General features: G+C 63.9%; 23 protein-coding genes. 12 read left to right on the top strand and 11 right to left on the bottom strand.

Annotated features, from left to right (window positions below; genetic code table 11):
• The first annotated feature begins 163 nt into the window (after positions 1–163).
• The 3 genes from IB262_RS07540 (at position 164) to dnaJ (ending at position 6,000) form a co-directional block, all read left to right on the top strand.
• The gene (locus IB262_RS07540; RefSeq protein ID WP_192493502.1) at positions 164–2,434 is read left to right on the top strand and encodes a transglycosylase domain-containing protein; all 2,271 of its coding nucleotides are present in this window, start codon (positions 164–166) and stop codon (positions 2,432–2,434) included.
• Between the two features lie 261 nt (positions 2,435–2,695).
• Complete coding sequence (dnaK, locus tag IB262_RS07535; RefSeq protein ID WP_034804922.1) at positions 2,696–4,618, top strand: molecular chaperone DnaK; 1,923 nt, start codon at positions 2,696–2,698, stop codon at positions 4,616–4,618.
• Between the two features lie 251 nt (positions 4,619–4,869).
• Positions 4,870–6,000: a molecular chaperone DnaJ gene (dnaJ, locus tag IB262_RS07530; protein WP_034804924.1), complete on the top strand. Its 1,131-nt coding sequence runs from the start codon at positions 4,870–4,872 to the stop codon at positions 5,998–6,000.
• A 63-nt stretch (positions 6,001–6,063) separates the two neighbouring features.
• On the opposite strand, the gene IB262_RS07525 is transcribed toward dnaJ, so the two are convergent.
• From IB262_RS07525 to IB262_RS07515, 3 genes are all read right to left on the bottom strand, one after another.
• A complete protein-coding gene (locus tag IB262_RS07525) occupies positions 6,064–6,957 on the bottom strand; it encodes a DUF2182 domain-containing protein (protein WP_192493501.1) in 894 nt (297 codons plus the stop codon).
• Positions 6,958–6,962: 5 nt separating this feature from the next.
• Positions 6,963–7,598 carry a DUF1326 domain-containing protein gene (locus IB262_RS07520; protein WP_034804927.1) on the bottom strand — a complete coding sequence of 212 codons (636 nt, stop codon included), beginning with the start codon at positions 7,596–7,598 and terminating at the stop codon, positions 6,963–6,965.
• A gap of 204 nt (positions 7,599–7,802) precedes the next feature.
• Complete coding sequence (locus IB262_RS07515) at positions 7,803–8,552, bottom strand: SDR family oxidoreductase (protein WP_089043338.1); 750 nt, start codon at positions 8,550–8,552, stop codon at positions 7,803–7,805.
• A 133-nt stretch (positions 8,553–8,685) separates the two neighbouring features.
• On the opposite strand from IB262_RS07515, the gene IB262_RS07510 reads away from it, so the two are divergent.
• Positions 8,686–9,585, top strand: coding sequence for a LysR family transcriptional regulator (locus IB262_RS07510; RefSeq protein WP_112977004.1), 900 nt, complete (start codon positions 8,686–8,688; stop codon positions 9,583–9,585).
• A gap of 140 nt (positions 9,586–9,725) precedes the next feature.
• Positions 9,726–11,114, top strand: coding sequence for a serine hydrolase (locus IB262_RS07505; RefSeq protein ID WP_210333106.1), 1,389 nt, complete (start codon positions 9,726–9,728; stop codon positions 11,112–11,114).
• A 49-nt stretch (positions 11,115–11,163) separates the two neighbouring features.
• On the opposite strand, the gene IB262_RS07500 is transcribed toward IB262_RS07505, so the two are convergent.
• Both IB262_RS07500 and IB262_RS07495 read right to left on the bottom strand, forming a co-directional pair.
• Entirely contained in the window at positions 11,164–12,168 is a 1,005-nt protein-coding gene (locus IB262_RS07500) for an inorganic phosphate transporter (RefSeq protein WP_034804933.1), read from the bottom strand.
• Complete coding sequence (locus IB262_RS07495) at positions 12,168–12,812, bottom strand: DUF47 domain-containing protein (RefSeq protein WP_112977005.1); 645 nt, start codon at positions 12,810–12,812, stop codon at positions 12,168–12,170. Before IB262_RS07495 ends, IB262_RS07500 begins: the two co-directional genes overlap by 1 nt.
• A 203-nt stretch (positions 12,813–13,015) precedes the next feature.
• Here IB262_RS07495 and recF point away from each other — a divergent pair, with 203 nt between their 5' ends.
• The 3 genes from recF to IB262_RS07480 are packed head-to-tail and all read left to right on the top strand — an operon-like array spanning position 13,016 to position 15,407.
• Complete coding sequence (gene recF / locus IB262_RS07490; RefSeq protein WP_112977030.1) at positions 13,016–14,140, top strand: DNA replication/repair protein RecF; 1,125 nt, start codon at positions 13,016–13,018, stop codon at positions 14,138–14,140.
• Positions 14,141–14,167: 27 nt separating this feature from the next.
• Complete coding sequence (locus tag IB262_RS07485) at positions 14,168–14,929, top strand: molybdopterin-synthase adenylyltransferase MoeB (RefSeq protein ID WP_090296137.1); 762 nt, start codon at positions 14,168–14,170, stop codon at positions 14,927–14,929.
• Between the two features lie 10 nt (positions 14,930–14,939).
• Positions 14,940–15,407 carry a GNAT family N-acetyltransferase gene (locus IB262_RS07480; protein ID WP_112977031.1) on the top strand — a complete coding sequence of 156 codons (468 nt, stop codon included), beginning with the start codon at positions 14,940–14,942 and terminating at the stop codon, positions 15,405–15,407.
• Positions 15,408–15,455: 48 nt separating this feature from the next.
• On the opposite strand, the gene IB262_RS07475 is transcribed toward IB262_RS07480, so the two are convergent.
• A complete protein-coding gene (locus IB262_RS07475) occupies positions 15,456–16,460 on the bottom strand; it encodes a D-glycerate dehydrogenase (protein ID WP_034804939.1) in 1,005 nt (334 codons plus the stop codon).
• Between the two features lie 182 nt (positions 16,461–16,642).
• On the opposite strand from IB262_RS07475, the gene IB262_RS07470 reads away from it, so the two are divergent.
• Positions 16,643–17,194, top strand: a complete 552-nt coding sequence (locus IB262_RS07470; protein ID WP_034804952.1) for an SH3 domain-containing protein — start codon at positions 16,643–16,645, stop codon at positions 17,192–17,194.
• Between the two features lie 39 nt (positions 17,195–17,233).
• Here IB262_RS07470 and IB262_RS07465 read toward each other — a convergent pair whose 3' ends face one another.
• Positions 17,234–18,226 carry an adenosine kinase gene (locus IB262_RS07465; protein WP_034804955.1) on the bottom strand — a complete coding sequence of 331 codons (993 nt, stop codon included), beginning with the start codon at positions 18,224–18,226 and terminating at the stop codon, positions 17,234–17,236.
• Positions 18,227–18,313: 87 nt separating this feature from the next.
• Positions 18,314–18,742 carry a VOC family protein gene (locus IB262_RS07460; protein WP_034804958.1) on the bottom strand — a complete coding sequence of 143 codons (429 nt, stop codon included), beginning with the start codon at positions 18,740–18,742 and terminating at the stop codon, positions 18,314–18,316.
• A 68-nt stretch (positions 18,743–18,810) separates the two neighbouring features.
• On the opposite strand from IB262_RS07460, the gene IB262_RS07455 reads away from it, so the two are divergent.
• Entirely contained in the window at positions 18,811–19,404 is a 594-nt protein-coding gene (locus tag IB262_RS07455) for a TetR/AcrR family transcriptional regulator (protein WP_060609535.1), read from the top strand.
• Between the two features lie 22 nt (positions 19,405–19,426).
• Here IB262_RS07455 and nth read toward each other — a convergent pair whose 3' ends face one another.
• Positions 19,427–20,197, bottom strand: a complete 771-nt coding sequence (gene nth / locus IB262_RS07450) for an endonuclease III (protein WP_034805307.1) — start codon at positions 20,195–20,197, stop codon at positions 19,427–19,429.
• 22 nt (positions 20,198–20,219) lie between these two features.
• On the opposite strand from nth, the gene IB262_RS07445 reads away from it, so the two are divergent.
• Complete coding sequence (locus IB262_RS07445) at positions 20,220–20,717, top strand: DUF2244 domain-containing protein (protein WP_034804964.1); 498 nt, start codon at positions 20,220–20,222, stop codon at positions 20,715–20,717.
• A gap of 105 nt (positions 20,718–20,822) precedes the next feature.
• The gene (locus tag IB262_RS07440) at positions 20,823–21,710 is read left to right on the top strand and encodes a bifunctional helix-turn-helix domain-containing protein/methylated-DNA--[protein]-cysteine S-methyltransferase (protein ID WP_112977006.1); all 888 of its coding nucleotides are present in this window, start codon (positions 20,823–20,825) and stop codon (positions 21,708–21,710) included.
• Between the two features lie 77 nt (positions 21,711–21,787).
• On the opposite strand, the gene IB262_RS07435 is transcribed toward IB262_RS07440, so the two are convergent.
• The gene (locus tag IB262_RS07435; protein ID WP_060519435.1) at positions 21,788–22,423 is read right to left on the bottom strand and encodes a 2,3-bisphosphoglycerate-dependent phosphoglycerate mutase; all 636 of its coding nucleotides are present in this window, start codon (positions 22,421–22,423) and stop codon (positions 21,788–21,790) included.
• Between the two features lie 34 nt (positions 22,424–22,457).
• Positions 22,458–23,276: a 4-hydroxy-tetrahydrodipicolinate reductase gene (gene dapB / locus IB262_RS07430; protein WP_060580530.1), complete on the bottom strand. Its 819-nt coding sequence runs from the start codon at positions 23,274–23,276 to the stop codon at positions 22,458–22,460.
• Positions 23,277–23,283: the final 7 nt, after the last annotated feature.

The following is a 23,283-nucleotide window of genomic DNA, read 5'->3' as shown; positions in this document are numbered from 1 at the left end:
TTTCACAACGACTTTCTTAACCACCCCTTAAATTGCCGCATTTAAAGTTCACCCGGTCGCCGTGGCGGATGGGCGTGGGACGCCGTTACCGCCGTCGAAATCGATTGGCCGCAACGATAGCGCCAAGGGCCACCGCTGGGCGGTGAGGGATAGATCAAACGGCATGGCAGCAAGCGGCAGGTCAGGACAGCGGATCGAGCCCTCGTTCGGCGGAAACGAGGACGATGACGACGACGATTTTCGCGTCGAGGCCAGCGACCGCGTGACCACGAGCCGCAAGGCGCCACGCGGCAAATCTTCCGGCCAGACCAACAGGAGCAACGGCAAGAAGAAGCCAGCCGGCAAGCGCGGCGGCGGCCGTCGCGGCTCCGGTGGCGGTGGCTTAGTCGGCCTTGTCCGCACCCTGTTCTACTGGTGCATCGTGCTCGGCATCTGGGGCGCGATGGGCGTCGGCGGCCTGGTGCTCTACTATGGCGCGCGCATGCCGAGCGCCGAAAGCTGGTCGATCCCCGATCGCCCGCCGAACGTGAAGATCCTTGCCGTCAGCGGCGACATCATCGCCAACCGCGGCACCACGGGCGGCGAAGCGCTTTCGCTCGAAAACATGTCGCCCTATATCCCGCAGGCAGTCATCGCCATCGAAGACCGGCGCTTCTACTCCCATTTCGGCATCGACCCCTTAGGTCTGGCCCGCGCCATGCTGACGAACGTCACTACGGGCCGCATGGTCCAGGGCGGCTCGACGCTGACGCAGCAGCTCGCCAAGAACCTGTTCCTGTCGCCGGAGCGCACGCTGGAGCGCAAGGTGCAGGAAGTCTTGCTCGCCTTCTGGCTCGAGCAGAAATATTCCAAGGACCAGATCCTGGCGATGTATCTCAACCGGGTGTTCTTCGGCTCCAACGCCTATGGCGTCGAAGCGGCCTCGCGGCGCTACTTCAACAAGTCGGCACGCGACGTCAACCTCGGCGAGGCGGCCCTGCTCGCGGGCTTGCTCAAGGCCCCTTCGCGGCTCTCGCCGGCGCGTGATCCGAAGGCGGCGGAAGAGCGCGCCCAGATCGTGCTGGGCGCGATGCGCGAGGAAGGCTTCGTCACCGACAGCGAGATCAAGACGGCGATGTCGCAAACGCCGACCAAGGCCAAGAGCTACTGGTCGGGCGCCGAGCATTATGTCGCCGACATGGTGATGGACCAGCTTCCGGGCATGATCGGCGAGATCAAGGAAGACCTGGTCATCGACACGACGATCGACCTCAATCTCGAGAAGAAGGCCGAGGAAGTGATTGCCGCGACGCTGGACGCCGACGGCAAGAAGCTCGACGCCTCGCAGGCCGCCCTCGTCTCGGTCGACGGCACCGGCGCCATCCGGGCGCTCGTCGGCGGCAAGGACTATGCCGAGAGCCAGTTCGACCGCGCCTCCAAGGCCAAGCGCCAGCCGGGCTCGGCCTTCAAGCCCTTCGTTTATGCCGCGGCCATGGAGATCGGCCGCACGCCGATGTCGATCCGCAACGACGGTCCGGTTCGGATCGGCAACTGGACGCCGGAGAATTACGACCAGAAATATCGCGGCGAGGTGACGCTTGCCGATGCGCTCGCCAACTCGCTGAACACGATCGCAGCCCAGCTGGTCATGGAGGTCGGTCCTTCCAACGTCGTCAAGGTCGCGCACCGCCTCGGTATCGATTCCGAGATGCAGGCAAACGCCTCGATCGCGCTCGGGACGTCGGAAGTGAGCCTCGTCGAACTGACGTCGGCCTATGCCCCCTTCATGAATGGCGGCTTCAAGGCGACGCCGCACGTGATCCGCCGCATTTCCAAGGCGGACGGAACGGTGCTCTACGAAAACACCTACGACAACCCGCCGCGCGTGCTCGATCCGGCGATCGTCAGCGAGATGAACCAGATGCTGCTGCGGGTGCTGACCAAGGGCACTGGCAAGAAGGCGCAACTGAAAGGCTGGGAAGCGGCCGGCAAGACCGGCACGACGCAGTCCTTCCGCGACGCGCTGTTCGTCGGCTACACCTCGAATCTCACGACCGGCGTCTGGTTCGGCAACGACGACGGCAAGTCGATGAAGAAGGTCACCGGCGGCGGCCTGCCGGCCAAGGCCTGGCACGATTTCATGATGGCGGCCCACGAAGGGCTTTCGCCCTCGCCGCTGTTCGGGACGACCGGCGTGCAGCCGGTCTTCGACGACAGCACCGCGCCGCCCCCCGGCGACCTGATGTCCGGCGACCCGGAAGCCTTCCCGGAAGCACCCGTCGGCGTCGATGGCGGCGTCGCGGTCGGGCAACGTCCGGTCGACCAGGGCGGCGCCCCGTGGGGCGGCCAGACGGCGGACCAGGGCAACGGCGGCCTGGTACCGCCGGCCGATGTCGGCCAGACGACCGGGGCCACGCGCCGCACCACGCTTTTCGATATTCTGACCGGCGGCTGAGCCGCCCGTGAACCTCGATTTGACAGGGGATCCGGCCTGTAGGCAGGCTGCGGCCGATGGCCCATTTCGGGCTAGACAAATCCCGGGCTTGCTTTTGCCCCCAAACGCCCCGCAGAATGCCTTGCAGTCCGAAACGCCGGTCCTTATATACGCCGCATCGGCGCAGTCTAAGCTGCGAAGAAATCCAAAGACCATCCCGTTAGGGGCTGTCTCACGAATGCCTGACCGGGTTCCGACAGTCCGCTGCAAGGAGAGAACGACATGGCTAAAGTTATTGGTATTGACCTGGGAACGACCAACTCCTGCGTCGCCGTCATGGACGGTAAAGACGCGAAGGTGATCGAAAATGCCGAGGGTGCGCGCACGACCCCCTCGATGGTGGCATTCAGCGAAGACGGCGAGCGTCTCGTTGGCCAGCCGGCCAAGCGCCAGGCTGTCACCAATCCGGAAAACACGCTTTTTGCGATCAAGCGCCTGATCGGCCGGACCTTCCAGGACCCGACCACGCAAAAAGACAAGGACATGGTTCCTTACAAGATTACCAAGGCCGACAATGGCGACGCCTGGGTCGAAGCGCACGGCACGGATTACTCCCCGTCGCAGATCTCCGCCATGATCCTTCAGAAGATGAAGGAAACGGCCGAATCCTACCTCGGTGAAAAGGTCGAGAAGGCCGTCATCACCGTACCGGCCTACTTCAACGACGCCCAGCGCCAGGCAACCAAGGATGCCGGCAAGATCGCCGGTCTCGAAGTTCTGCGCATCATCAACGAGCCGACCGCGGCAGCGCTCGCCTACGGCCTCGACAAGAAGGACGGCAAGACGATCGCCGTTTACGACTTGGGTGGTGGTACCTTCGATATCTCGGTTCTCGAAATCGGCGACGGCGTCTTCGAAGTGAAGTCGACCAACGGCGACACCTTCCTCGGTGGCGAAGACTTCGACATGCGTCTCGTCCAGTACCTCGCCGGCGAGTTCAAGAAGGAACAGGGCATCGACCTGAAGAACGACAAGCTCGCTCTTCAGCGCCTGAAGGAAGCCGCTGAAAAGGCTAAGATCGAGCTGTCCTCGTCGCAGCAGACCGAAATCAACCTGCCCTTCATCACGGCTGACGCTTCCGGTCCGAAGCACCTGACGATGAAGCTGACCCGCGCCAAGTTCGAAGCGCTTGTCGACGACCTGATCCAGCGCACCGTCGCGCCGTGCAAGGCAGCCCTCAAGGATGCTGGCGTCTCGGCTGCCGAGATCGACGAAGTCGTTCTCGTCGGTGGCATGAGCCGCATGCCGAAGGTGCAGGAAACCGTCAAGCAGCTGTTCGGCAAGGAGCCGCACAAGGGCGTGAACCCGGATGAAGTGGTCGCCATGGGCGCCGCCATCCAGGCCGGCGTTCTGCAGGGCGACGTCAAGGACGTTCTCCTGCTCGACGTCACCCCGCTGTCGCTCGGCATCGAAACGCTCGGTGGCGTCTTCACCCGCCTGATCGAACGCAACACGACGATCCCGACCAAGAAGTCGCAGACCTTCTCGACCGCCGACGACAACCAGTCGGCCGTGACGATCCGCGTCTCCCAGGGCGAGCGTGAAATGGCTGCAGACAACAAGCTGCTCGGCCAGTTCGACCTCGTCGGCATTCCGCCGGCACCGCGCGGCATGCCGCAGATCGAAGTGACCTTCGACATCGATGCCAACGGCATCGTGCAGGTTTCGGCCAAGGACAAAGGCACCGGCAAGGAACACCAGATCCGCATCCAGGCATCTGGCGGCCTCTCCGACGCCGACATCGAAAAGATGGTCAAGGACGCCGAAGCCAACGCTGAAGTCGACAAGAAGCGTCGCGAAGGCGTGGAAGCCAAGAACCAGGCCGAAAGCCTGATCCACTCCAGCGAGAAGTCGCTGAAGGATTACGGCGACAAGGTTTCGGAAACGGACCGCAAGGCGATCTCCGACGCGATTGCCGCGCTGAAGACCGCCGTCGAAGCCTCCGAGCCGGACGCCGAAGACATCAAGGCCAAGACCAACACGCTCATGGAAGTTTCCATGAAACTCGGCCAGGCGATCTACGAAGCGCAGCAGACGGAAGCCGCTCATGCGGATGCCGCCGCCGACGCTGCCCGTGACGGCGATGTCGTCGATGCCGACTACGAAGAAGTCAACGACGAAGACGATCGCAAGCGTTCGGCCTAAGTCGCCCTTCAAACAGACGGAAAAGCCCGGGTTCGCCCGGGCTTTTTTGTTGCCGGTCTCGCCCGTCAGGGCCTGCAATATCGGCGATCGGCACTGTGACTTGCCGCAAACGTACCTTTTCCGACAAAAAACCGTATCTACCGCCGTTCGGGCTATGGTATCGCGCTTCAAGGTTTACTAAATCGGTGGCAAGGTAAACGGGCAGCCGCCGAGCCATCGCGCTGGCTTGCCAACAGGATAATCTTCTACGAATGAAACGTGATCTCTACGAAACGCTTGGTGTTGCCAAGAACGCCGACGAAAAGGAGCTGAAGAGCGCCTTCCGCAAGCTCGCGATGAAGTATCATCCGGACAAGAACCCCGGCGACGCGGCAGCGGAGAAGACCTTCAAGGAAATCAACGAAGCCTACGAGATGCTCAAGGACCCGCAGAAGCGGGCGGCCTATGACCGCTACGGTCATGCGGCTTTCGAGCAGGGCGGCATGGGCAACGGCTTCGGCGGCGGTGGCGCCGGCGGTTTCTCCGACATCTTCGAAGACATCTTCGGCGAGATGATGGGCGGCGGGCGCCAGCGGCGCTCATCGGGCGGCCGCGAGCGCGGCGCCGATCTTCGCTACAACATGGAGATCTCGCTCGAGGAAGCCTTCGGCGGCAAAACGGCGCAGATCCGCGTTCCGACCTCGATCACCTGCGACGTCTGCACCGGCTCCGGCGCCAAGCCGGGCACCAGCCCCAAGACCTGCGGCACCTGCCACGGCTCCGGCCGCGTGCGCGCCGCTCAAGGCTTCTTCTCGATCGAACGCACCTGCCCCACCTGCGGCGGGCGCGGTCAGACGATCACCGACCCCTGCGGCAAGTGCCACGGCCAGGGCCGGGTCACCGAAGAGCGCACCCTCTCGGTCAACATTCCGGCCGGCATCGAGGACGGTACGCGCATCCGCCTTTCGGGCGAAGGCGAAGCCGGCCTTCGCGGCGGACCGTCGGGCGACCTCTACATCTTCCTTTCGGTCAGGCCGCATGAGTTCTACCAGCGCGACGGCGCCGATCTCTATTGCAGCGTGCCGATCTCGATGACGACGGCTGCCCTTGGCGGCAAGTTCGACGTGACGACACTCGACGGCACCAAGTCGCGCGTCACGGTTCCCGAGGGCACCCAGGCCGGCAAGCAGTTCCGCTTGAAGGGCAAGGGCATGCCGGTGCTGCGCTCGGCGCAATCGGGCGACCTCTACATCCAGATCCAGATCGAAACGCCGCAGAAGCTGACCAAGCGCCAGCGCGAACTGCTGCAGGAATTCGAGGAGATCTCCTCCAAGGACAACAATCCGGAATCGACCGGCTTCTTTGCCCGGATGAAGGATTTCTTCGATACGCTGAGCGACTAAGGCTTCAAGCCCGACGACTTCTGCAGTGCCGCGCGCCGGAAACGGTTGCGCGGCGCTTCTATTTCAGAGCAAGGCCATGAGCTGCCACAGCCCGGCCAAAACGAGCGCTGCCCCAGCGATGCGAGACAGGATCCTGCCGCCGGGCACGACCTTCTCCGCTAGAACGAAGATGGCGATCGCGGCGATCCACAGCACGTTCATCACCCCGCCGACGAACAGCAGCGCCATCAGCGCCCAGCAGCAGCCGACGCAATAGAGCCCGTGCCGCACACCGAGGCCGAAGGCACCGCCCGCTTCCCGACGAAAGCCGCCGTGGGACTGGATGAAAAGCAGCGGCGCCTGGCATTGGCTGAGACAGCGATCCTTGAGCGGCGTGAACTGGAACAGGCCGACAGCAGTCAGAACGATGCCGCTGAGGACCGCACTGGCGCTTGCAAGCGCCGGCGTGAGCAACAGGGCGCGATCGAGCAGCCATTGCCCGAGAACGGCGACGAGCGCGAACAGGATCCACGCCGACAGATAGCCGGCGGCAAAGAAACCGGTGGCGGCAAAGGGCTTGCCCTGTTGGGCGGCCTTGCGGCCGACACGGGCATAGAGCAGGATCATCGGCGTCGCCGACGGCACCATCATGCCGACCATCATTACGGCCCACATGACGAGGGCATAGGCGAAGGTCGTGGCGGACCAGGGAGCGGCAACCGCGCCCGCCATCGATGCCATGGCGCCCTGCTGTGCCCCCATGGTCATGGGTTTGTCCGCCGGCATGTCCATGGGCATATCCATGTCCATGCCGGAGCCCATATCCATGCTGGCTGAAGGAGCCGGGGGACCAGCCATGTCCATGGCCGACGCCAGCCACAGGATGTAGAGCCAGCTGATCGCCGTCAGGGTGACCAGCGCCGCCACGACGATGACGCGGTCACGTCTAAGCAGGGTTTCGAGCGCCGTGTCTCCCATCGGCGTCAGTGGATCACGCCGCTTTCGGTCAAATGCATCCGGGCGAAATGGGCATGCGAATCCGCAAGCGCCAAAGTCAGCGGCCCTTTCGTATCGGCCCATCCGCGCCCGACTTCGCAAATGTCGTATTCGAAGCCATGGGGGAGATTGATGCGCGCCTGATGGGCGGCGCCGGTCACGGGATTGAGGATCGGCTCGCCGCGTGCGGCGATCCAGCCCGGCACGTTCAGCCGCGCCGTTCGGGCGCCAACATCAACCTCGAAATCGATCTCGGCAAAGACCGGATCGTGCATGGTTTCGAAGGTGGTTGCGAAGACCTGGAAGAAGGTCGCGCCGGGTTCCGTATCCTCGCCACTCATAATGCGCAGCAGCGCGCCGCGCTGTTCGTCCGATGCGCGGCTGTCGACGATCGGCACCACCTGCCCCCTGCCCTCATGGATCGCGCCCGGCCAGGCGGCGATCAGGCCGCCGCGAAGCCCATCGAGCCGCGTGTCGCCGTGATAGCCTTCCTCGATCTCGAAGGCGCCGACAGCGCTGCAATGGCCTTGGGTCGGCAGAGCGTTGAACTGGCAGGGGCAGCCATAGGCGCAATTGCAATGAATGAACTCACGCCCCTTCATCATCCATCTGACACTCGTCATCGTCTCCTCCTGAGATCTGATCGGTGTTCGTCTCGCGGTTCCCCGCAAACGGATGCCTTTTATTAGAATAGAAAAATATACTCTTCTCCGCCGCCGATGCCAACGGCAGGCGATGGGCAAAGGCGGGAACACGACAGCGCCGTGGGTCGGTCGGACCCGCGGCGCTTGGATGATCAGGTTTCGAGCTCTTTATCGGTGTGCGTCCTAGAGCGTCGCCATGCCGCCATCGACGATCAGTTCGGCACCGACGGTAAAAGTGGCTTCGTCCGAAGCGAGGAAGACCACGGCCTTGGCGATCTCGCTCGCATCGCCGAAACGGCCAAGCGGGATCTGCGCGGCGATCGCATCAACCACTTGCTTGTTTTGTTCGGGCGTCGGGGCGTGGCCGTCATGAAGCGGCGTGCGGATTGGGCCGGGGCTGACGGCATTGACCCGGATGCCGCGGCCGACGAGTTCGCCGGAGAGCGTGCGGGCCAGCGACAGCAGGCCCGCCTTGGTCAACGCATAGACGCTGGAGGTCGGCATGCCGATATGGGCGTTGATCGAGGTGTTGAGCACGACCGAGGCGCGCTTGGAGAACACGGGCAGCAGTGCCTGGATCAGGAAGTACGGGCCCTTGACGTTGATGGCGATCGACCGGTCGAAGCTCGCCTCGTCCCACTCTTCGATCGGCTGCAGCTTGGCGATGCCGGCATTGATGAACAGGATGTCGAGCGTGCCGAAGGCGGCACGGATCTTTTCGGCAACGGCCGCCTGGCCGGCGACATTGCCGGCATCGGCCTCGATGATGAGCGCAGCCTCGCCAAGGACGGATCGGGCTTCGGCGATGTTCTTCGGATTGGTGCCGGTGACGGCAACGCGTGCGCCTTCGGCAATGAACTGGCGGGCGGTTTCGAGACCGATGCCGCTGGTGCCGCCGGTGATGAGTGCCGTCTTGTTCTCCAAACGTGACATGATGAAATCCTCTTGCTGGGTTGAGAAGGAGGCCGGTTCAATTGGCCGTCCTTCGATGCCCACAGATATGGCGGAAAACGGTCGTTCGGATTAGTCTCCCAATCGTGGAACTCGAATTCGGAAAAGCCGAACGATGATGAAGATCGAAGGAATAGCTGCCTTTGTCGCCGTGGCCGAAGCCGGCTCGATCAGCGAGGCGGCACGTCGCCTGCGGCTGTCGAAATCCGTCGTCAGCGAAAGAGTGGCAGAACTGGAGCGCGGGCTCAACGCCACGCTTCTCCACCGCACCACACGCAAGCTGACGCTCACCGAGGATGGCATCGCGTTTCGCGAGCGCGCCATCCGGATTGTCAGCGAAGTGCAGGCGGCCGCCAGCGATCTTGCCGAACGCCGCGGGCTGCTGACGGGACCGCTTCGGTTCGCGGCCCCCGTCAGCTTCGGCCGAAGGCATCTCGGCCCGGCGCTCTATCCGTTCCTGGCCCAACACCCGGAGATCGAGCTGACGCTTGACCTCGACGACCGACGGGTCGATGCCGCCTCCGAAGGCTACGACGCGATCGTGCGCCATGGCGCGATCGCCGACTCGCGGCTGGTCGTGTGGAAACTTGCGAGAAGCCGGCGCCTGCTGGTCGCCGCGCCCGACTATCTCGACCGGCACGGCACGCCCGCGTCGCTCGCCGAACTCGAGGGCCATCGCGGCATCTTCTACACCAACCGGGGTGCTGCCGACTGGCGCTTCGAAGGACCTGGCGGTGCGACAGTCGTACGGGCGCGCCTGGCGCTTGGCATGAACAATGGCGACATGTTGCACGATGCCGCCGTCGCCGGGCTCGGCATCGCGCTGTTGCCCGCCTTCATCGCCGGTCCGGCCGTGCGCGAGGGGCAACTGAACGAGATCGACGTCGGGCTCAGCCCGGAGCCGGAGTTCATCTACATGGCGCATCCAGAGGGCCGGCGCGCCTCCACCAAGCTCAGAGCCATCGCCCAGCACCTGAAGGAAGCCTTCGGCGATCCGCCCTATTGGGATCCGTGACGGCTCCGCAATCCCGGCACAATCGTTGCGGGCGACGGTATCGCGCCGATCGCCGATCAAGTCTTGACCAAGGCTTGACCGAAACCGGCTGGCATCATCAGCGCATCCCCTGACAACCGAAAATTGGATTCCTATCTTTCATGCGGAACCGCTTTCTGAACTGGATCGTCCTCATGGCGCTTGGCACCAACGCTCACGCAAGTCCGCTTCCCGCTCCCACCGACGCAGAAATTCAGGAGATCCTGGCCGACCGGATCGACAAGCAGCAGCAGTCGATCGGCATCGTCGTCGGTATCATCGATGCCAATGGCCGGCGCATCATCGCCCACGGCCATCCGGCCAAAGGTGACCCGCGCCCCGTCGACGGGCAGACCGTGTTCGAGATCGGCTCGGTCACCAAGGTCTTTACCGCGCTGCTGCTGGCCGATGCGATGGAGAAAGGCACACTCAGCCTCGGCACACCCGTCGCCACGCTTCTTCCCGAGAGCGTGATCATGCCCGAGGACAAGCAGACGCCGATCACGCTCGGCGACCTCGCAACGCACATGTCCGGCCTGCCGCGATTGCCCAGCAATCTGGTGCCGGCCGACATGAGCAATCCCTATGCCGGCTACGACGCGGCGAAGCTCTATGCTTTCCTCTCCAGTCACAAGCCGCAGCGCCGCCCCGGCGTCGAGCATGAATACTCCAATCTCGGCGCCGGGCTTCTCGGCCACGCGATCGCCTTGAAGGCCGGAGTCTCCTATGAAGACCTCGTCATCAGCCGTATCGCCGTTCCCCTCGGCATGAAGGACACGGCGATCACGCAGCAGCCCGACTGGGCCGAACGCCGGGCAACGGGCCACGATGCGGCCATGGAGCCGGTGAGCGATTGGGATCTCGACGCGCTGCAGGGTGCAGGCGCCCTGCGCTCGACCGTCGACGATCTCCTGCTTTTCCTTGAGGCGGCCATGGGAAAGACAGCATCGCCGCTCGCTCCCGCCTTCAGCACGCTGCTGTCGACCCGACAACCGCTCGGCAACGGCGATCGCGACCAGCAGGCGCTCGGCTGGGTCGTCTCCGGCAAGGGCGACGAGCAGTTCATCTGGCACAATGGCGGAACCGGCGGCTACAGATCCTTCGTCGGCTACCGTCCGTCGACGGGTGTCGGCGTGGTCGCCCTGTCGAATGCGTCGACCGACGTCGGCGTCGACGACATCGGCCGCCATCTGCTCAATCGCAACGCGCCGCTTGCGCCGCCGATCGTCAAGCGCACGGCCATAGTGATCGACCCGGCGCGCTATGATGTCTATGTCGGCACCTACAGGCTGGCGCCCGACTTCGAACTCACGATCTTTCGGGATGGCGATAGCCTGTTTGCCCAGGCGACCGGGCAGGACCGGCTCGAAATCCTTCCGGAGGCCGAGCACCGCTTCTTTACGAAGCTCATCGATGCCCAGATCAGCTTCACGCTCAAAGGCGACCGAGCCGAAAGCCTGACCTTGCACCAGGGTGGGCAGAGCAGCCCTGCGCCTCGGGTCTCGAAATGACGGGCGTCTCCCGCCTGCTTATGAAGGCGGGAGACGATTTCCAGATCGATCAGAACAGCAGATCGATGGTGAAGTAGGCGAGCGCCGAAATCGCCGCTGCGGCGGGCATGGTGATGAACCAGGCAATGACGATATTGCCGGCAAGCCCCCAGCGCACGGCCGAAACGCGACGCGCAGCACCAACGCCGATGATCGCTCCGGTGATGGTGTGCGTCGTCGAGACCGGGATGCCGAGCCAGGTGGCGGCAAAGAGCGTGATCGCTCCGCCGGTCTCGGCGCAGAAGCCCTGCATCGGATTGAGCCTGGTAATCTTCGAGCCCATGGTGTGGACGATGCGCCAACCGCCGAACAGCGTGCCGAGCGCGATCGCCGCCTGGCAGGTGATCACCACCCAGAACGGCACATAGAACTCCGAGCCGAGATAGCCTTGCGAGTAGAGCAGCACCGCGATGATGCCCATGGTCTTCTGCGCGTCGTTGCCGCCATGGCCGAGCGAATAGAGCGAGGCCGAGACGAACTGCATGACGCGGAAGGTGCGGTCGACGGCAAAGGGCGTCTGGCGCACGAAGATCCACGAAACGATCAGCACCAGCATGAGCGCCAGGAAAAAGCCGATCGCCGGCGACATGAAGATGGCGCCCACGGTCTTCAAAAGGCCGGTCCAGACGATCGAACTGAAACCGGTGCTCGCAAGACCGGCGCCGACGAGGCCGCCGATCAGCGCGTGCGACGAACTCGACGGGATGCCGAAGAGCCAGGTGACGATGTTCCAGACGATCGCGCCGATCAGCGCCGAGAAGATCACCAGCGGCGTGACGATGCCGGGATCGATGATGCCCTTGCCCAGCGTCTCGGCTACGTGCAGGCCGAAGAACAGGAAGGCGATGAAGTTGAAGAAGGCCGCCCACATGACGGCATATTGCGGCCGGAGCACCCGTGTCGAGACGATCGTCGCGATCGAGTTGGCTGCGTCGTGCAGACCGTTCAGGAAGTCGAAGAACAGCGCGATGCCGATCAGCCCGACGAGCAACGGAAAGGCGAGCGTCGCATCCATCAGACGTTCTCGATCACGATGCCGCTGATTTCATTGGCGACGTCCTCGAAGCGGTCGACGACCTTTTCGAGCTCGCCATAGATCTCGCTGCCGATGATGTAGGCCATCGGGTTGCTGGCGCCGTGGCGGCGGAACAGGTCCTTGAGGCCCTGTTCGTGCAGTTCGTCGGAGCGGCCCTCGATGCGGGTGACCTCTTCGGCGATCGCGATCAGGCGGTCGTGATTGGCGCCGATCCTATCGAGCAGCGGAATGGCCTCGGCGATCAGGTGCGCGGCCTTGACGACCGTGGTGCCCATTTCGCGCATGCCGGGATCGAAGCTCTTCTGTTCGTAAAGGCGGATCGTCTTGACGGTCTTGTGCATCATGTCGATGGCATCATCCATCGACTGGATCAGATCCTTGATGTCGCCGCGGTCGAAGGGCGTGATAAAGGACCGGCGCACGGCCAGCAGCACCTCGGCGGTGATGTGGTCCGCCTCATCCTCGAGCGCGACGATCCGGTCGCAGTGTCTTTCCAGATCGCCGCCGCCAGCGAGAACCTTGTCGAGCGCATCGGCAGCACCGACGACGGTGCGCGAATGTTTTGCGAAGAGGTCGAAGAAGCGATCCTCGCGGGGAAGAAGTTTGCGGAACCAAGCCAGCATCACACGTATATCCATCTGTGGATTGTCATGCGGCTGTCATATTTCACTAGGTCCTTTATGAAAAGCACCGAATCAAAGGGGTTTGTCGCCTTTCCCCTGTCGATATCGGCCTATCTTGCACGATATGGCGACGCGCCCCATTTCGCCTTGCCTTGGCAGGCGCTTTCGTCCTAGCTGCGCCCAACGTCGAATCCGGACTGCCGATGCCAAACAAGGTCTTTCTCAACCGCCTGAAGCTTACGGAGTTCCGCAACTATGCGGCCCTCTCGCTTGAGCTCGATCAGCGCCATGTGGTGCTGACGGGGGAGAACGGCGCCGGCAAGACCAACCTCATGGAAGCCGTCTCTTTCCTTTCGCCCGGCCGCGGCCTCAGGCGCGCAGCCTATGCGGACGTGACCCGGGTCGGTGCCGGCGACGGGTTCTCGGTCTTTGCGGAAGTCGAGGGCATGGAGGGAACCGTCGAGATCGGCACCGGGACTGCCGGCGTCACGGAAGGGCAATCCCGGCGGCTGCGGCTGAATGGAACACCGGCAGCGACCGTCGACGAACTGACCGATCACCTGCGCGTCCTCTGGCTGACGCCATCGATGGATGGGCTCTTTACCGGGCCTTCGGCCGACCGGCGGCGTTTCCTCGATCGTCTTGTGCTGTCGCTCGATCCGGAGCATGGCCGTCGCGCCAGCGAATTCGACCGGGCGATGCGCAGCCGCAACCGGCTGCTCGGTGAATTCCGCCCGGACCCTTCCTGGCTGACGGCGATCGAAAAGGAAATGGCCGGTCTCGGCGTCTCCATGGCGCTGGCGCGGCAGGAAATGCTCGGTCTGTTGACGGCGCTGGTCGAGCGCACTGTCGATGAAAGCGTCTTTCCGTCGGCACGCCTGGCGTTGTCGGGCTTTCTCGACGACGAGGGCCATCGTCCGGCCTATGATCTGGAAGAACAATATCTGACGATGCTGCGTGATGGGCGTCCGCGCGACGCCGCGGCGGGACGCACGCTCGACGGGCCGCACCGGAGCGACCTGCTCGTGCGTCACCGCGAGAAGGACATGGAGGCAGCACGCTGCTCGACCGGGGAGCAGAAGGCGCTGCTCGTCGGCCTGGTGCTGGCGCATGCGCGCCTCGTCGGCGACATGACCGGCCACGCGCCGATCCTGCTGCTCGACGAGATCGCCGCCCATCTCGACGTCAACCGGCGCGCCGCTCTGTTCGATCTCGTCGACGGCCTTGGCGGCCAGGCCTTCATGACCGGGACGGACCAAGCGATGTTCGAGGCGCTGTGCGAACGCGGCCGCTTTCTGACGGTTTCGCACGGCAGTGTTACGGGATAAGCAGAGGTCACCGAGGAGGATTTTGCCATGACCGGTGAGGACAAGCTCGACCAATCGGAGATCACCCGCTACGCCCGCCATATCGTGCTGCCGGAGATCGGGGGTGCCGGGCAACAAAGGCTGAAGGCGGCCCGTGTGCTGGTGATCGGGGCCGGCGGGCTCGGCGCTCCAGTGCTCGTCTATCTTGCCGCCGCCGGCATCGGCCGGATCGGCATCGTCGACGACGATGCGGTCGCGCTTTCCAACCTGCAGCGGCAGATCATACACCGCACTGAAGACATCGACCGCGCCAAGGTCGAGCGGGCCGCCGAGGCGATCACCGCCCTCAACCCGCATGTCGGCGTCGACGAACACAGGCTCAGGCTCAACCCCGACAATGCCGAGGCGCTTTTCCGGCAATATGACCTGGTGATCGACGGCTCGGACAATTTCGATACGCGCTATCTCGCCGCCGATACGGCGGCAGCGGTCGGCATTCCGCTGGTGACCGGCGCCGTCGGCCGCTTCGACGGATCGCTGACAGTGCTGATGCCCTACAGCGCCGGCGCCGATGGACGGCCGAACCCATCCTATCGCGATCTCTTTCCCGAGCCGCCGCCGGCCGGTGTCGTGCCCTCCTGCGCGGAGGCCGGCATCGTCGGCGCGCTGACTGGCGTCATCGGCACCTTGCAGGCGATGGAGGCAATCAAGGTGATCGCCGGCTTCGGCGAACCGCTGGTCGGACGGCTGCTGATGTATGACGCACTGACGGCACAGTTCAACACCATCCGCTATCGCCGCAGAGCATAGGCCGACCATGGTGCAGATCTTTCGCATCGACGAAGCATTCGACCGCTACGAGGAACTGCTGGCGCTGATCCTTGGCGCCTTCTCCTACATGGACGGGCGGATCGACCCGCCGTCGTCGGCGCATGCATTGAACATCGAGTTGCTCCGGCAGAAGATCGTTGACGAGATTGCCTTCGGCGTCCGCGACGGCGAAAGGCTCGTCGGCTGCATCTTCTGCAAGCCGGAGGACGATTGTCTCTATATCGGCAAGCTTGCCGTCGCGCCTGAGACGCAAGGAAAGGGTATCGGTCGGCTGCTGCTCGCCGAAGCGGAGGCGACGGCGCGTGCGCTGAAGCTGCCGGCGCTGAGGCTCCTCACCCGCATCGAACTCATCGACAATCACCGCGCCTTTGCCGCCTGGGGCTTCGTCCAGAGCGGCACGATGTGCCATCCCGGTTTTACCCGGCCGACGGCGATCGAGATGCGCAAGACACTTTAGCTTCCGGGCTTGAGCGAACCGAATGGACGGCCGCACGGCGTTTCGCGTTCAGTCGCGGCCCGGAAGCACGCGGTCCGGTGGTCGGTGGCCATCGAAGAAGGTGCGGATGTTAATCACCACCTTCTCGCCCATGTCGATGCGGCCCTCAAGCGTCGCCGAGCTCATATGCGGCAGAAGCACGACCTTGCCCTCACCGGCAAGCTTGATCAGCTTCGGATTGACGGCCGGCTCGTTCTCGAAGACGTCGAGGCCGGCGCCAGCGATCTTGCCTTCGCGCAGCGACTTGATCAGCGCCGTCTCGTCGATGATGCCGCCGCGGGCGGTGTTGACGATGTAGCTGTCCGGTCGCATCAGCGCCAATCGCCGTGCCGAGAGCAGGTGGTAGGTCGCCGGCGTCGACGGGCAGTTGACCGAGACGATATCGACGCGGGCAAGCATCTGGTCGAGGCTGTCCCAATAGGTCGCCTCCAGCATCTCTTCGGTTTCCGCCTTCACCCGGTGGCGGTTGTGGTAGTGGATCGAAAGGCCGAAGGCCTTGGCGCGGCGGGCGACAGCGGTGCCGATCCGGCCCATGCCGACGATGCCGATGCGCTTGCCGGCAATGCGCCGGCCGAGCATCCAGGTCGGCGACCAGCCAGCCCATTCACCCTTGCGATCGGTCAGGATCTGCGCACCTTCGGCAAGCCGGCGCGGCACGGCGAGGATCAGCGCCATCGCCATGTCCGCGGTGTCTTCGGTCAACACGTTCGGCGTGTTGGTCACGGTGATACCCTTGCGGGCCGCAGCATCGACATCGATGTTGTCGACGCCGTTGGAAAAGCTTGCGATCAGCTTCAGCTGCGGGCCGGCCTGCTCGATCAGCGCCGCATCGATGCGATCGGTCACCGTCGGCACCAGCACGTCGGCGCGTTTCACCGCGGCAACGAGTTCCGGCTGGCTGCGCGGCGTGTCGTCGATGTTCAGCTCCGCATCGAAGAGCTCGCGCATGCGCGTCTCGACGATGTCAGGCAATTTGCGGGTGATGTAGACCGTGGGCTTCTTCTTGCTTGTCATTGCTGCGACGGGCCTTGTTGACGGGTCCTTAACCAAGTTGGGCGATACTTTCTCCCTGTAGCCGCAATTTCTACCAGACCCCACCGGGAAGACAAACAAAACTCGCGTCGTCGTCCCCGCGATTTCCGCCCGACCCACGGGCCTCAAGTGAACTGCGCCTGCAAAAGCTAGTGCCACGGAAAATGGGCTTCGTCATGCGTCACGTCATTTCCAGATTCTCGCTCTCGTTGATCGCCGCCTGCCTTGGCGCCGCGATCATGACGTCAGCGGCTTACGCTCAGGCCGCCAAGGGCGCCAGCGGGCTGCCGCTGCCGCGCTTCGTCAGCCTGAAGTCCAAGAGCGTCAATCTGCGGATCGGCCCGAGCGTCGATTACGCAGTCGCCTTCCGCTACATGAAGCCGGGCGTGCCGGTCGAGATCATTCAGGAATACGACAACTGGCGCCGCATCCGCGACGCCGACGGCACCGAAGGCTGGGTGAACCAGGCGCTGCTTTCCGGCGACCGCACAGCCGTTGCAGCCCCCTGGATGCGCGGCAAGGGCGAAGGCGTCTTCGTCAACATGCGCCGCGACGCGCAGGGCAATTCCCCGATCGTCGCCCGCATGGAGCCCGGTGTCATCGTGAAAGTCGGCGAGTGCAATGGCGACTGGTGCCATGCCGAAGCGCAAGGCGTCGAAGGCTGGATCGCCCAAGGCGAAATCTGGGGCGCCTATCCGGGCGAGGCCTTCAAGTAAGGCCGCGCCCGTCTTTAACCAAAAATCAATTCGGTCGGATCAGGCGAGACCAGCCTGTTTGGCGGCCGTTTCCAGCGAGACCATCGGCCGCGGCCCGATCTGGCCGATGACGATGCCGGCCGCGAGATTGCCGAGCTTGCTGCAGTCTTCGAGCGAGCGCCCGCTCGTGTAGCCGTGAAGGAAGCCGGCGGCATAGAGGTCGCCGGCGCCGGTCGTATCGACAACCTGGGCGATCGGCGTTGCGGTGACCCGAACGCGTTCGTCGCCGCGCACGACAACCGAACCCTCTTCGCTGAGCGTTACCGCCGCAAGCTTGCAATCCTTCGAGAGCTTCTCCAGCGCCAGATCGAAATCCTCGGTCTCGTAGAGCGCCAGCGCCTCCTGCTTGTTGGCAAAGACGATGTCGACCGTGCCGGAGCGCATGAGTTCCAGGAACTCGTCGCGATAGCGGTGAACGCAGAAGCTGTCCGACAGCGTGATCGCGGTCTCGCGGCCATTCGCATGGGCGATCCGTGCGGTTTCGCGGATAGCATCCTTGGCGCGCGGCGGATCCCAGAGATAACCTTCGAAATAGGTGACCTTGGCCTCAGCGACGACGTCGGCTTCGACGTCCTCGGGGCCAAGCTCGACGCAGGCGCCGAGATAGGTATTCATCGACCGTTCGCCATCCTCGGTGACGAAGATCATCGAGCGCGCCGTCGGCGGCACGGTTTCGAGCGGCTTCGTCTGGAAATAGACGCCCTGGGCACGGATGTCGTGGGCGAAGATCTCGCCGAGCTGGTCGCTTGCGGTCTTGCCGAAATAGGCAGCGCGGCCGCCGAGGCTGGCAACGCCCGCAGCCGTATTGCCGGCGCTGCCGCCGGAGGCTTCGACCGCCGGGCCCATGCGCGAGTACAGCAACTCGGCTCGCTCGGCATCGATGAGGTTCATGGCGCCCTTTATGATGCCGTTTTCATTGAGAAAAGCATCGTCGCAGCGCGCGATGATATCAACGATGGCGTTGCCGATCGTCAGCACGTCGTATTTTGTCATGAACCTCGTCCGGTCTCCGTGATGGCCGGTGTTCGTTAATACCGGTTTTCCGGCCATTTGGAAGACAAAAGACGCGTGCAGGCGGCTTCACGCCGTAGGAAGCGCGCTTTCCTCATAGGCGGCGGCGAATTCGGCGCTCGGCGGAATGGGCTTGATGATATCGATCAGCACGCCATTCGGGTCGGCAGTGATGAAATGGCGCTGGCCGAAATCCTCGTCGCGCAAGGTTTTGAGGATCGGCAGGCCGGCAGCAAGCGCCTGCGCATAGATCGCATCCGGATTATCGACCTCGAAGTTCAAAAGCAGACCGCGCGTCGGCGCACGCGCCTCCTCGGGGATCGTCTCGTGGCGGTAATCGAGCACGGCCAACGTCACATGCTCGTCCTCGACCGATTGAAGATGCACATACCAGTCGCTGGTGAAGAGCGCCTGGAAACGGAAGTGATCGACATAGAAGGCGGCGGTGGCGGCAACGTCGGCCGTCATGATGACCGGGTAATAGCTCGTCGATTTCATGGCTTTTCCTCGCTCCGGCAATATCATACAATCTGTATGTTTCTTCAATTAACATACAGGCTGCATGTATGCAACAGGAAATCTCCCGACGCTCCAATCGCGAGCGCTCCGACACGACGCGCGCCGCGATCCTCGATGCCGCCCGCGGCCTCTTCGTCACCAGGGGCTACGCCGACACCTCGACGCCGGACATCGTCGCGGCCGCCGGCCTGACCCGCGGCGCGCTCTATCACCACTTCGAAGACAAGAAGGCGTTGTTTCGCGCGGTGGCGGAACGGGAAGCAATTGCTGTGGCGACGTCGATCGAGCAGGCGACGTCAGGCGACCTTTCGGCCCGCCAGGCACTGAAGGTCGGCGCCCGCGCCTATTTCGACGCCATGCGCGAGCCGGGGCGTATCCGCCTGCTCTTGCTTGATGGACCTGCCGTCCTCGGTAAGCTGGAGATGATGGCGATCGACGCGGCCAACGCGCAGAGAACGCTCGAGGAAGGGATTGCCGAGGCAATGGCTCCGGCCACCGTTTCTGCCGAAAGGTTGTCGGCCATGGCTTCGCTGCTTTCAGCTGCTTTCGATCGCGCGGCGCTCGACATAGCCGATGGCGCGTCGAGCGAGGTCTATGCGGAAACGATCGGCACGCTGATCGACCGGATGGTGTCGCCGTAAGGATCAGCGTTTACGGCAGGCGTCAGCTTGCGGCGGAGATCATCTGCGGCGGCAATTCGACGAGCGACGCCGGGATGTCGCAGGTCTTTTCCGGCGACTTGCAGATATCGGCGATGACGCAGCGCTCGCACTCAGGCTTGCGCGCCTTGCAGCAGTAGCGCCCGTGCAAGATCAGCCAGTGATGGGCGTGGTAGAGATACTCGTCGGGGATGATCTTTATCAGCTTGTCTTCCACCTCGTCCGGGGTCTTGCCCGGCGCCAGACAGATCCTGTTGGCGATGCGCAGGATGTGGGTGTCGACGGCGATCGTCGACTGGCCGAAGGCCATGGAGAGCACGACATTGGCGGTCTTGCGCCCGACGCCCGGCAGAGTCACCAGCTCTTCGCGTGTGCGCGGCACCTCGCCGCCGAAGTCGCGGATCAGCTTTTCGCTCAGCGCGATGACGTTCTTCGCCTTGTTGCGATAGAGGCCGATGGTCTTGATGTAGTCCCGGACTTTTTCTTCGCCGAGCGCCAGCATCTTTTCCGGCGTATCGGCGATGGCAAAGAGCGCACGCGTCGCCTTGTTGACGCCGGCATCGGTCGCCTGCGCCGAGAGCGCCACGGCGACGACCAGCGTGAAGGGATTGACGTGCTCGAGCTCGCCCTTCGGCTCCGGCCGCTGGATCGAGAAGCGACGGAAGATCTCCTTGAGCTCGTCCTGGCTATAGAGGCTCTTCACCCGCGGCGTGGCGCGGCGGCTCGCCTTCGGTTTTGCAACACCCACGGGCAATTTTGGCTTCACGTTTTTCATGATGCATCTATAGTCAAAGGTCATGATCCATGGCAACGCCACCACCCCATCTGAGGACGCTCCGGTCTTCACCGCCGAGCTCACGCCCTATCGCTCGCTCGGGCGCCGCGGCTTCAAAATGTTCTTCCTGATCGCCGGGCTCCTGAGCCTCGTTCACGGCCTCGTCTTCCTCATCATCGGCGCCTGGCCGGTGGTGTTCTTTTTCGGGCTCGACTACCTGCTGCTGTTCGGCGCCTTCTGGCTGAACAATCGCTCGGGGCTCAGCCGCGAAGAGGTCCGCGTTAGCAGGACGGACGTTTCGGTGCGCAAGTTCACGCCCTCGGGCCAGATCAGCGAGCATCGTTTCAATCCGTTCTGGGCGCGCTTGAATGTCGCCCGGCATCAGGAGATCGGCATCGTCTCGATGACGATCAGCGGCGGTGGCCGCCGAACCGATATCGGCTCGTTCCTCAACCGCGACGACCGCGAGACCTTTGCGCTGGCGCTCTCGGGGGCGCTTGCGACCGTGCGCCGCCGCTGACGCCTGGCGCTGGTAATCGCGGCACCCGGCGATCGCGTGTTTTCAAGTTTCGGGTGGTTGACGGGGCCAGCAAATGGTTACCTGTGGCAAGACAGGAGAAGAGCCATGAACATTGCGACATCCGTACCCACCGACATCACGCCGAAAGGCACCGACTATGATACGGTCAGCCGCGTGATCGAAATGCTCACCGAGGACTATCGCGACCAGCCGTCGCTCGAATCCGTGGCACAGCGCCTGAAGCAGTCGCCGACGCAGCTCCAAAAGGTCTTCACCCGCTGGGCCGGGCTTTCGCCGAAGGCCTTCCTGCAGGCCGTCACGCTCGACCACGCCAAGCGCCTGCTGCGCCAGGAAGACATGCCGCTGCTGGAAACCAGCATCGAAGTGGGCCTGTCAGGACCGAGCCGGCTGCACGACCTGTTCGTCACCCACGAGGCGATGTCGCCGGGCGAATGGAAGGCGCGCGGCGAAGGGCTGACAATCCGCTTCGGCTATCACCCCTCGCTCTTCGGCACGGCGCTGGTGATGATCACCGAGCGCGGCCTCGCCGGCCTTGCCTTCAACGATGCCGGCGGCGAGCAGGCAAGCTTCGAGGACATGGCGCAACGCTGGCCGAACGCCCGCTACATCGAGGACAGCGCGGCGACGTCCCAATACGCCGCGCGCATCTTCGATCCTTCGCGCTGGCGGCAGGACGAGCCGCTGCGCATCTTCCTCATCGGCTCCGACTTCCAGATCCGGGTCTGGCAGGCGCTGCTCAAGATCCCGCTCGGCTGCGCCACCACCTATTCGAACATCGCCGGCAACATCGGCCAGCCGACGGCATCGCGCGCTGTGGGTGCTGCGGTCGGGCGCAACCCGATCTCGTTCGTGGTTCCGTGCCACCGCGCGCTTGGCAAAAGCGGCGATCTCACCGGCTATCACTGGGGCCTGACGCGCAAACGCGCCATCCTCGGCTGGGAAGCCGGCAAGGCGGCCGACGGCACGATCTGATTACAGGCTTCCCAGCATCATCACAGACGCAAAAAGGGGCGCCCAGCGCCCCTTTTTCATTCTCCGTCTGTCAGCGCTCAGTGGGCGCCGGACATGTCGCCGAGCACTTCCTTGGAAGCGACGGTCGAATTGGCGTTGAGCTTGTAGACCATCGGCACGCCGGTCGCGAGGTTGAGCTTCAGGATCTGTTCCTTGCTCAGGCGATCGAGCACCATGACCAGCGAGCGCAGCGAGTTGCCGTGTGCAGCGACCAGGACCTTCTGGCCCGACAGCACGCGCGGCAGGATCTCGGTCAGGTAATAGGGCCAGACGCGTGCGCCGGTGTCGCGCAGGCTCTCGCCGCCCGGAGGCGGAATGTCGTAGGAGCGGCGCCAGATATGCACCTGCTCTTCGCCCCACTTCTCGCGGGCGTCATCCTTGTTAAGGCCCGACAGGTCGCCGTAGTCGCGTTCGTTCAGCGCCTGGTCGCGGATCGTTTCGAGCGAGGACTGGCCGACGGCGTCGAGCACGAACTGGCACGTGCGCTGGGCGCGGATGAGATCCGAAGTGAACGCGATGTCGAACTTGATGCCGTAGTCGGCAAGCGCCTTGCCGCCGGCCTTGGCTTCCTCGACGCCGAGTTCCGTCAGGTCCGGATCACGCCAGCCGGTGAACAGGTTCTTCAGGTTCCAGTCGCTCTGGCCATGCCGGACGAGGACGAGAGTACCGCTCATGTCGAATTCCCCTTGAGACTTGAGAGTGGAAAGGTCAGTTGAGCCCGAGAACGTCGAGCATCGAATAGAAGCCGGGTTTCTGGCCGCGGGCCCAGAGTGCAGCGGTGACGGCGCCGCGCGCGAAGATCGAACGGTCCGTGGCGCTGTGCGAGAGCGTCACCTGCTCGCCTTCGCCGGCAAGAATGACCGAGTGGTCGCCGATGACCGAGCCGCCGCGCAGCGTCGCAAAACCGATCGTGCCAGCCGGACGCGGACCCGTATGACCGTCACGCACGCGCACGGAGTGGTCGGCAAGGGCGATATCGCGCCCCTTCGCCGCCGCCGCGCCGAGAAGCAGGGCCGTGCCCGAGGGCGCATCTACCTTGTGCTTGTGGTGCATTTCGAGGATTTCGATGTCCCAGTCGGCCGAACCCAGCGCCCGCGCCGCCTTCTCCGTCAACACACCGAGCAGGTTGACGCCGAGGCTCATATTGCCCGACTTGACGATACGGGCGTGGCGGGCGGCAGCGCGGATCTTCGCCTCGTCGTCGGACGAGCAGCCGGTGGTGCCGATCACATGGACGATGCGGGCCTGGGCGGCGAGCCCGGCAAACTCGACGGTGCCAGCCGGCGCCGTGAAATCAAGGACGCCTTCTGCTTCGACGAAGGCTTCGAGCGGCTGGTCGGTCACCGGCACGCCGATCGGGCCGAGGCCGGAGAGCTCGCCCGCATCGCGGCCAATGAAGGGGGAACCCGGGCGCTCGATGGCCGCATGCAGGCGAACGCCATCCATCGCGTGAACCGTCCTGATCAGCGTCTGACCCATACGGCCGGCCGCACCCACCACCACGAGCTTCATATCGTTTGCGCCCATCGGTGAT

The sequence above is a fragment of the Ensifer sp. ENS02 genome (genome assembly GCF_014851885.1).
GTDB lineage: Bacteria > Pseudomonadota > Alphaproteobacteria > Rhizobiales > Rhizobiaceae > Ensifer > Ensifer adhaerens.
This window is presented reverse-complemented; position numbering and strand designations above follow the sequence as displayed.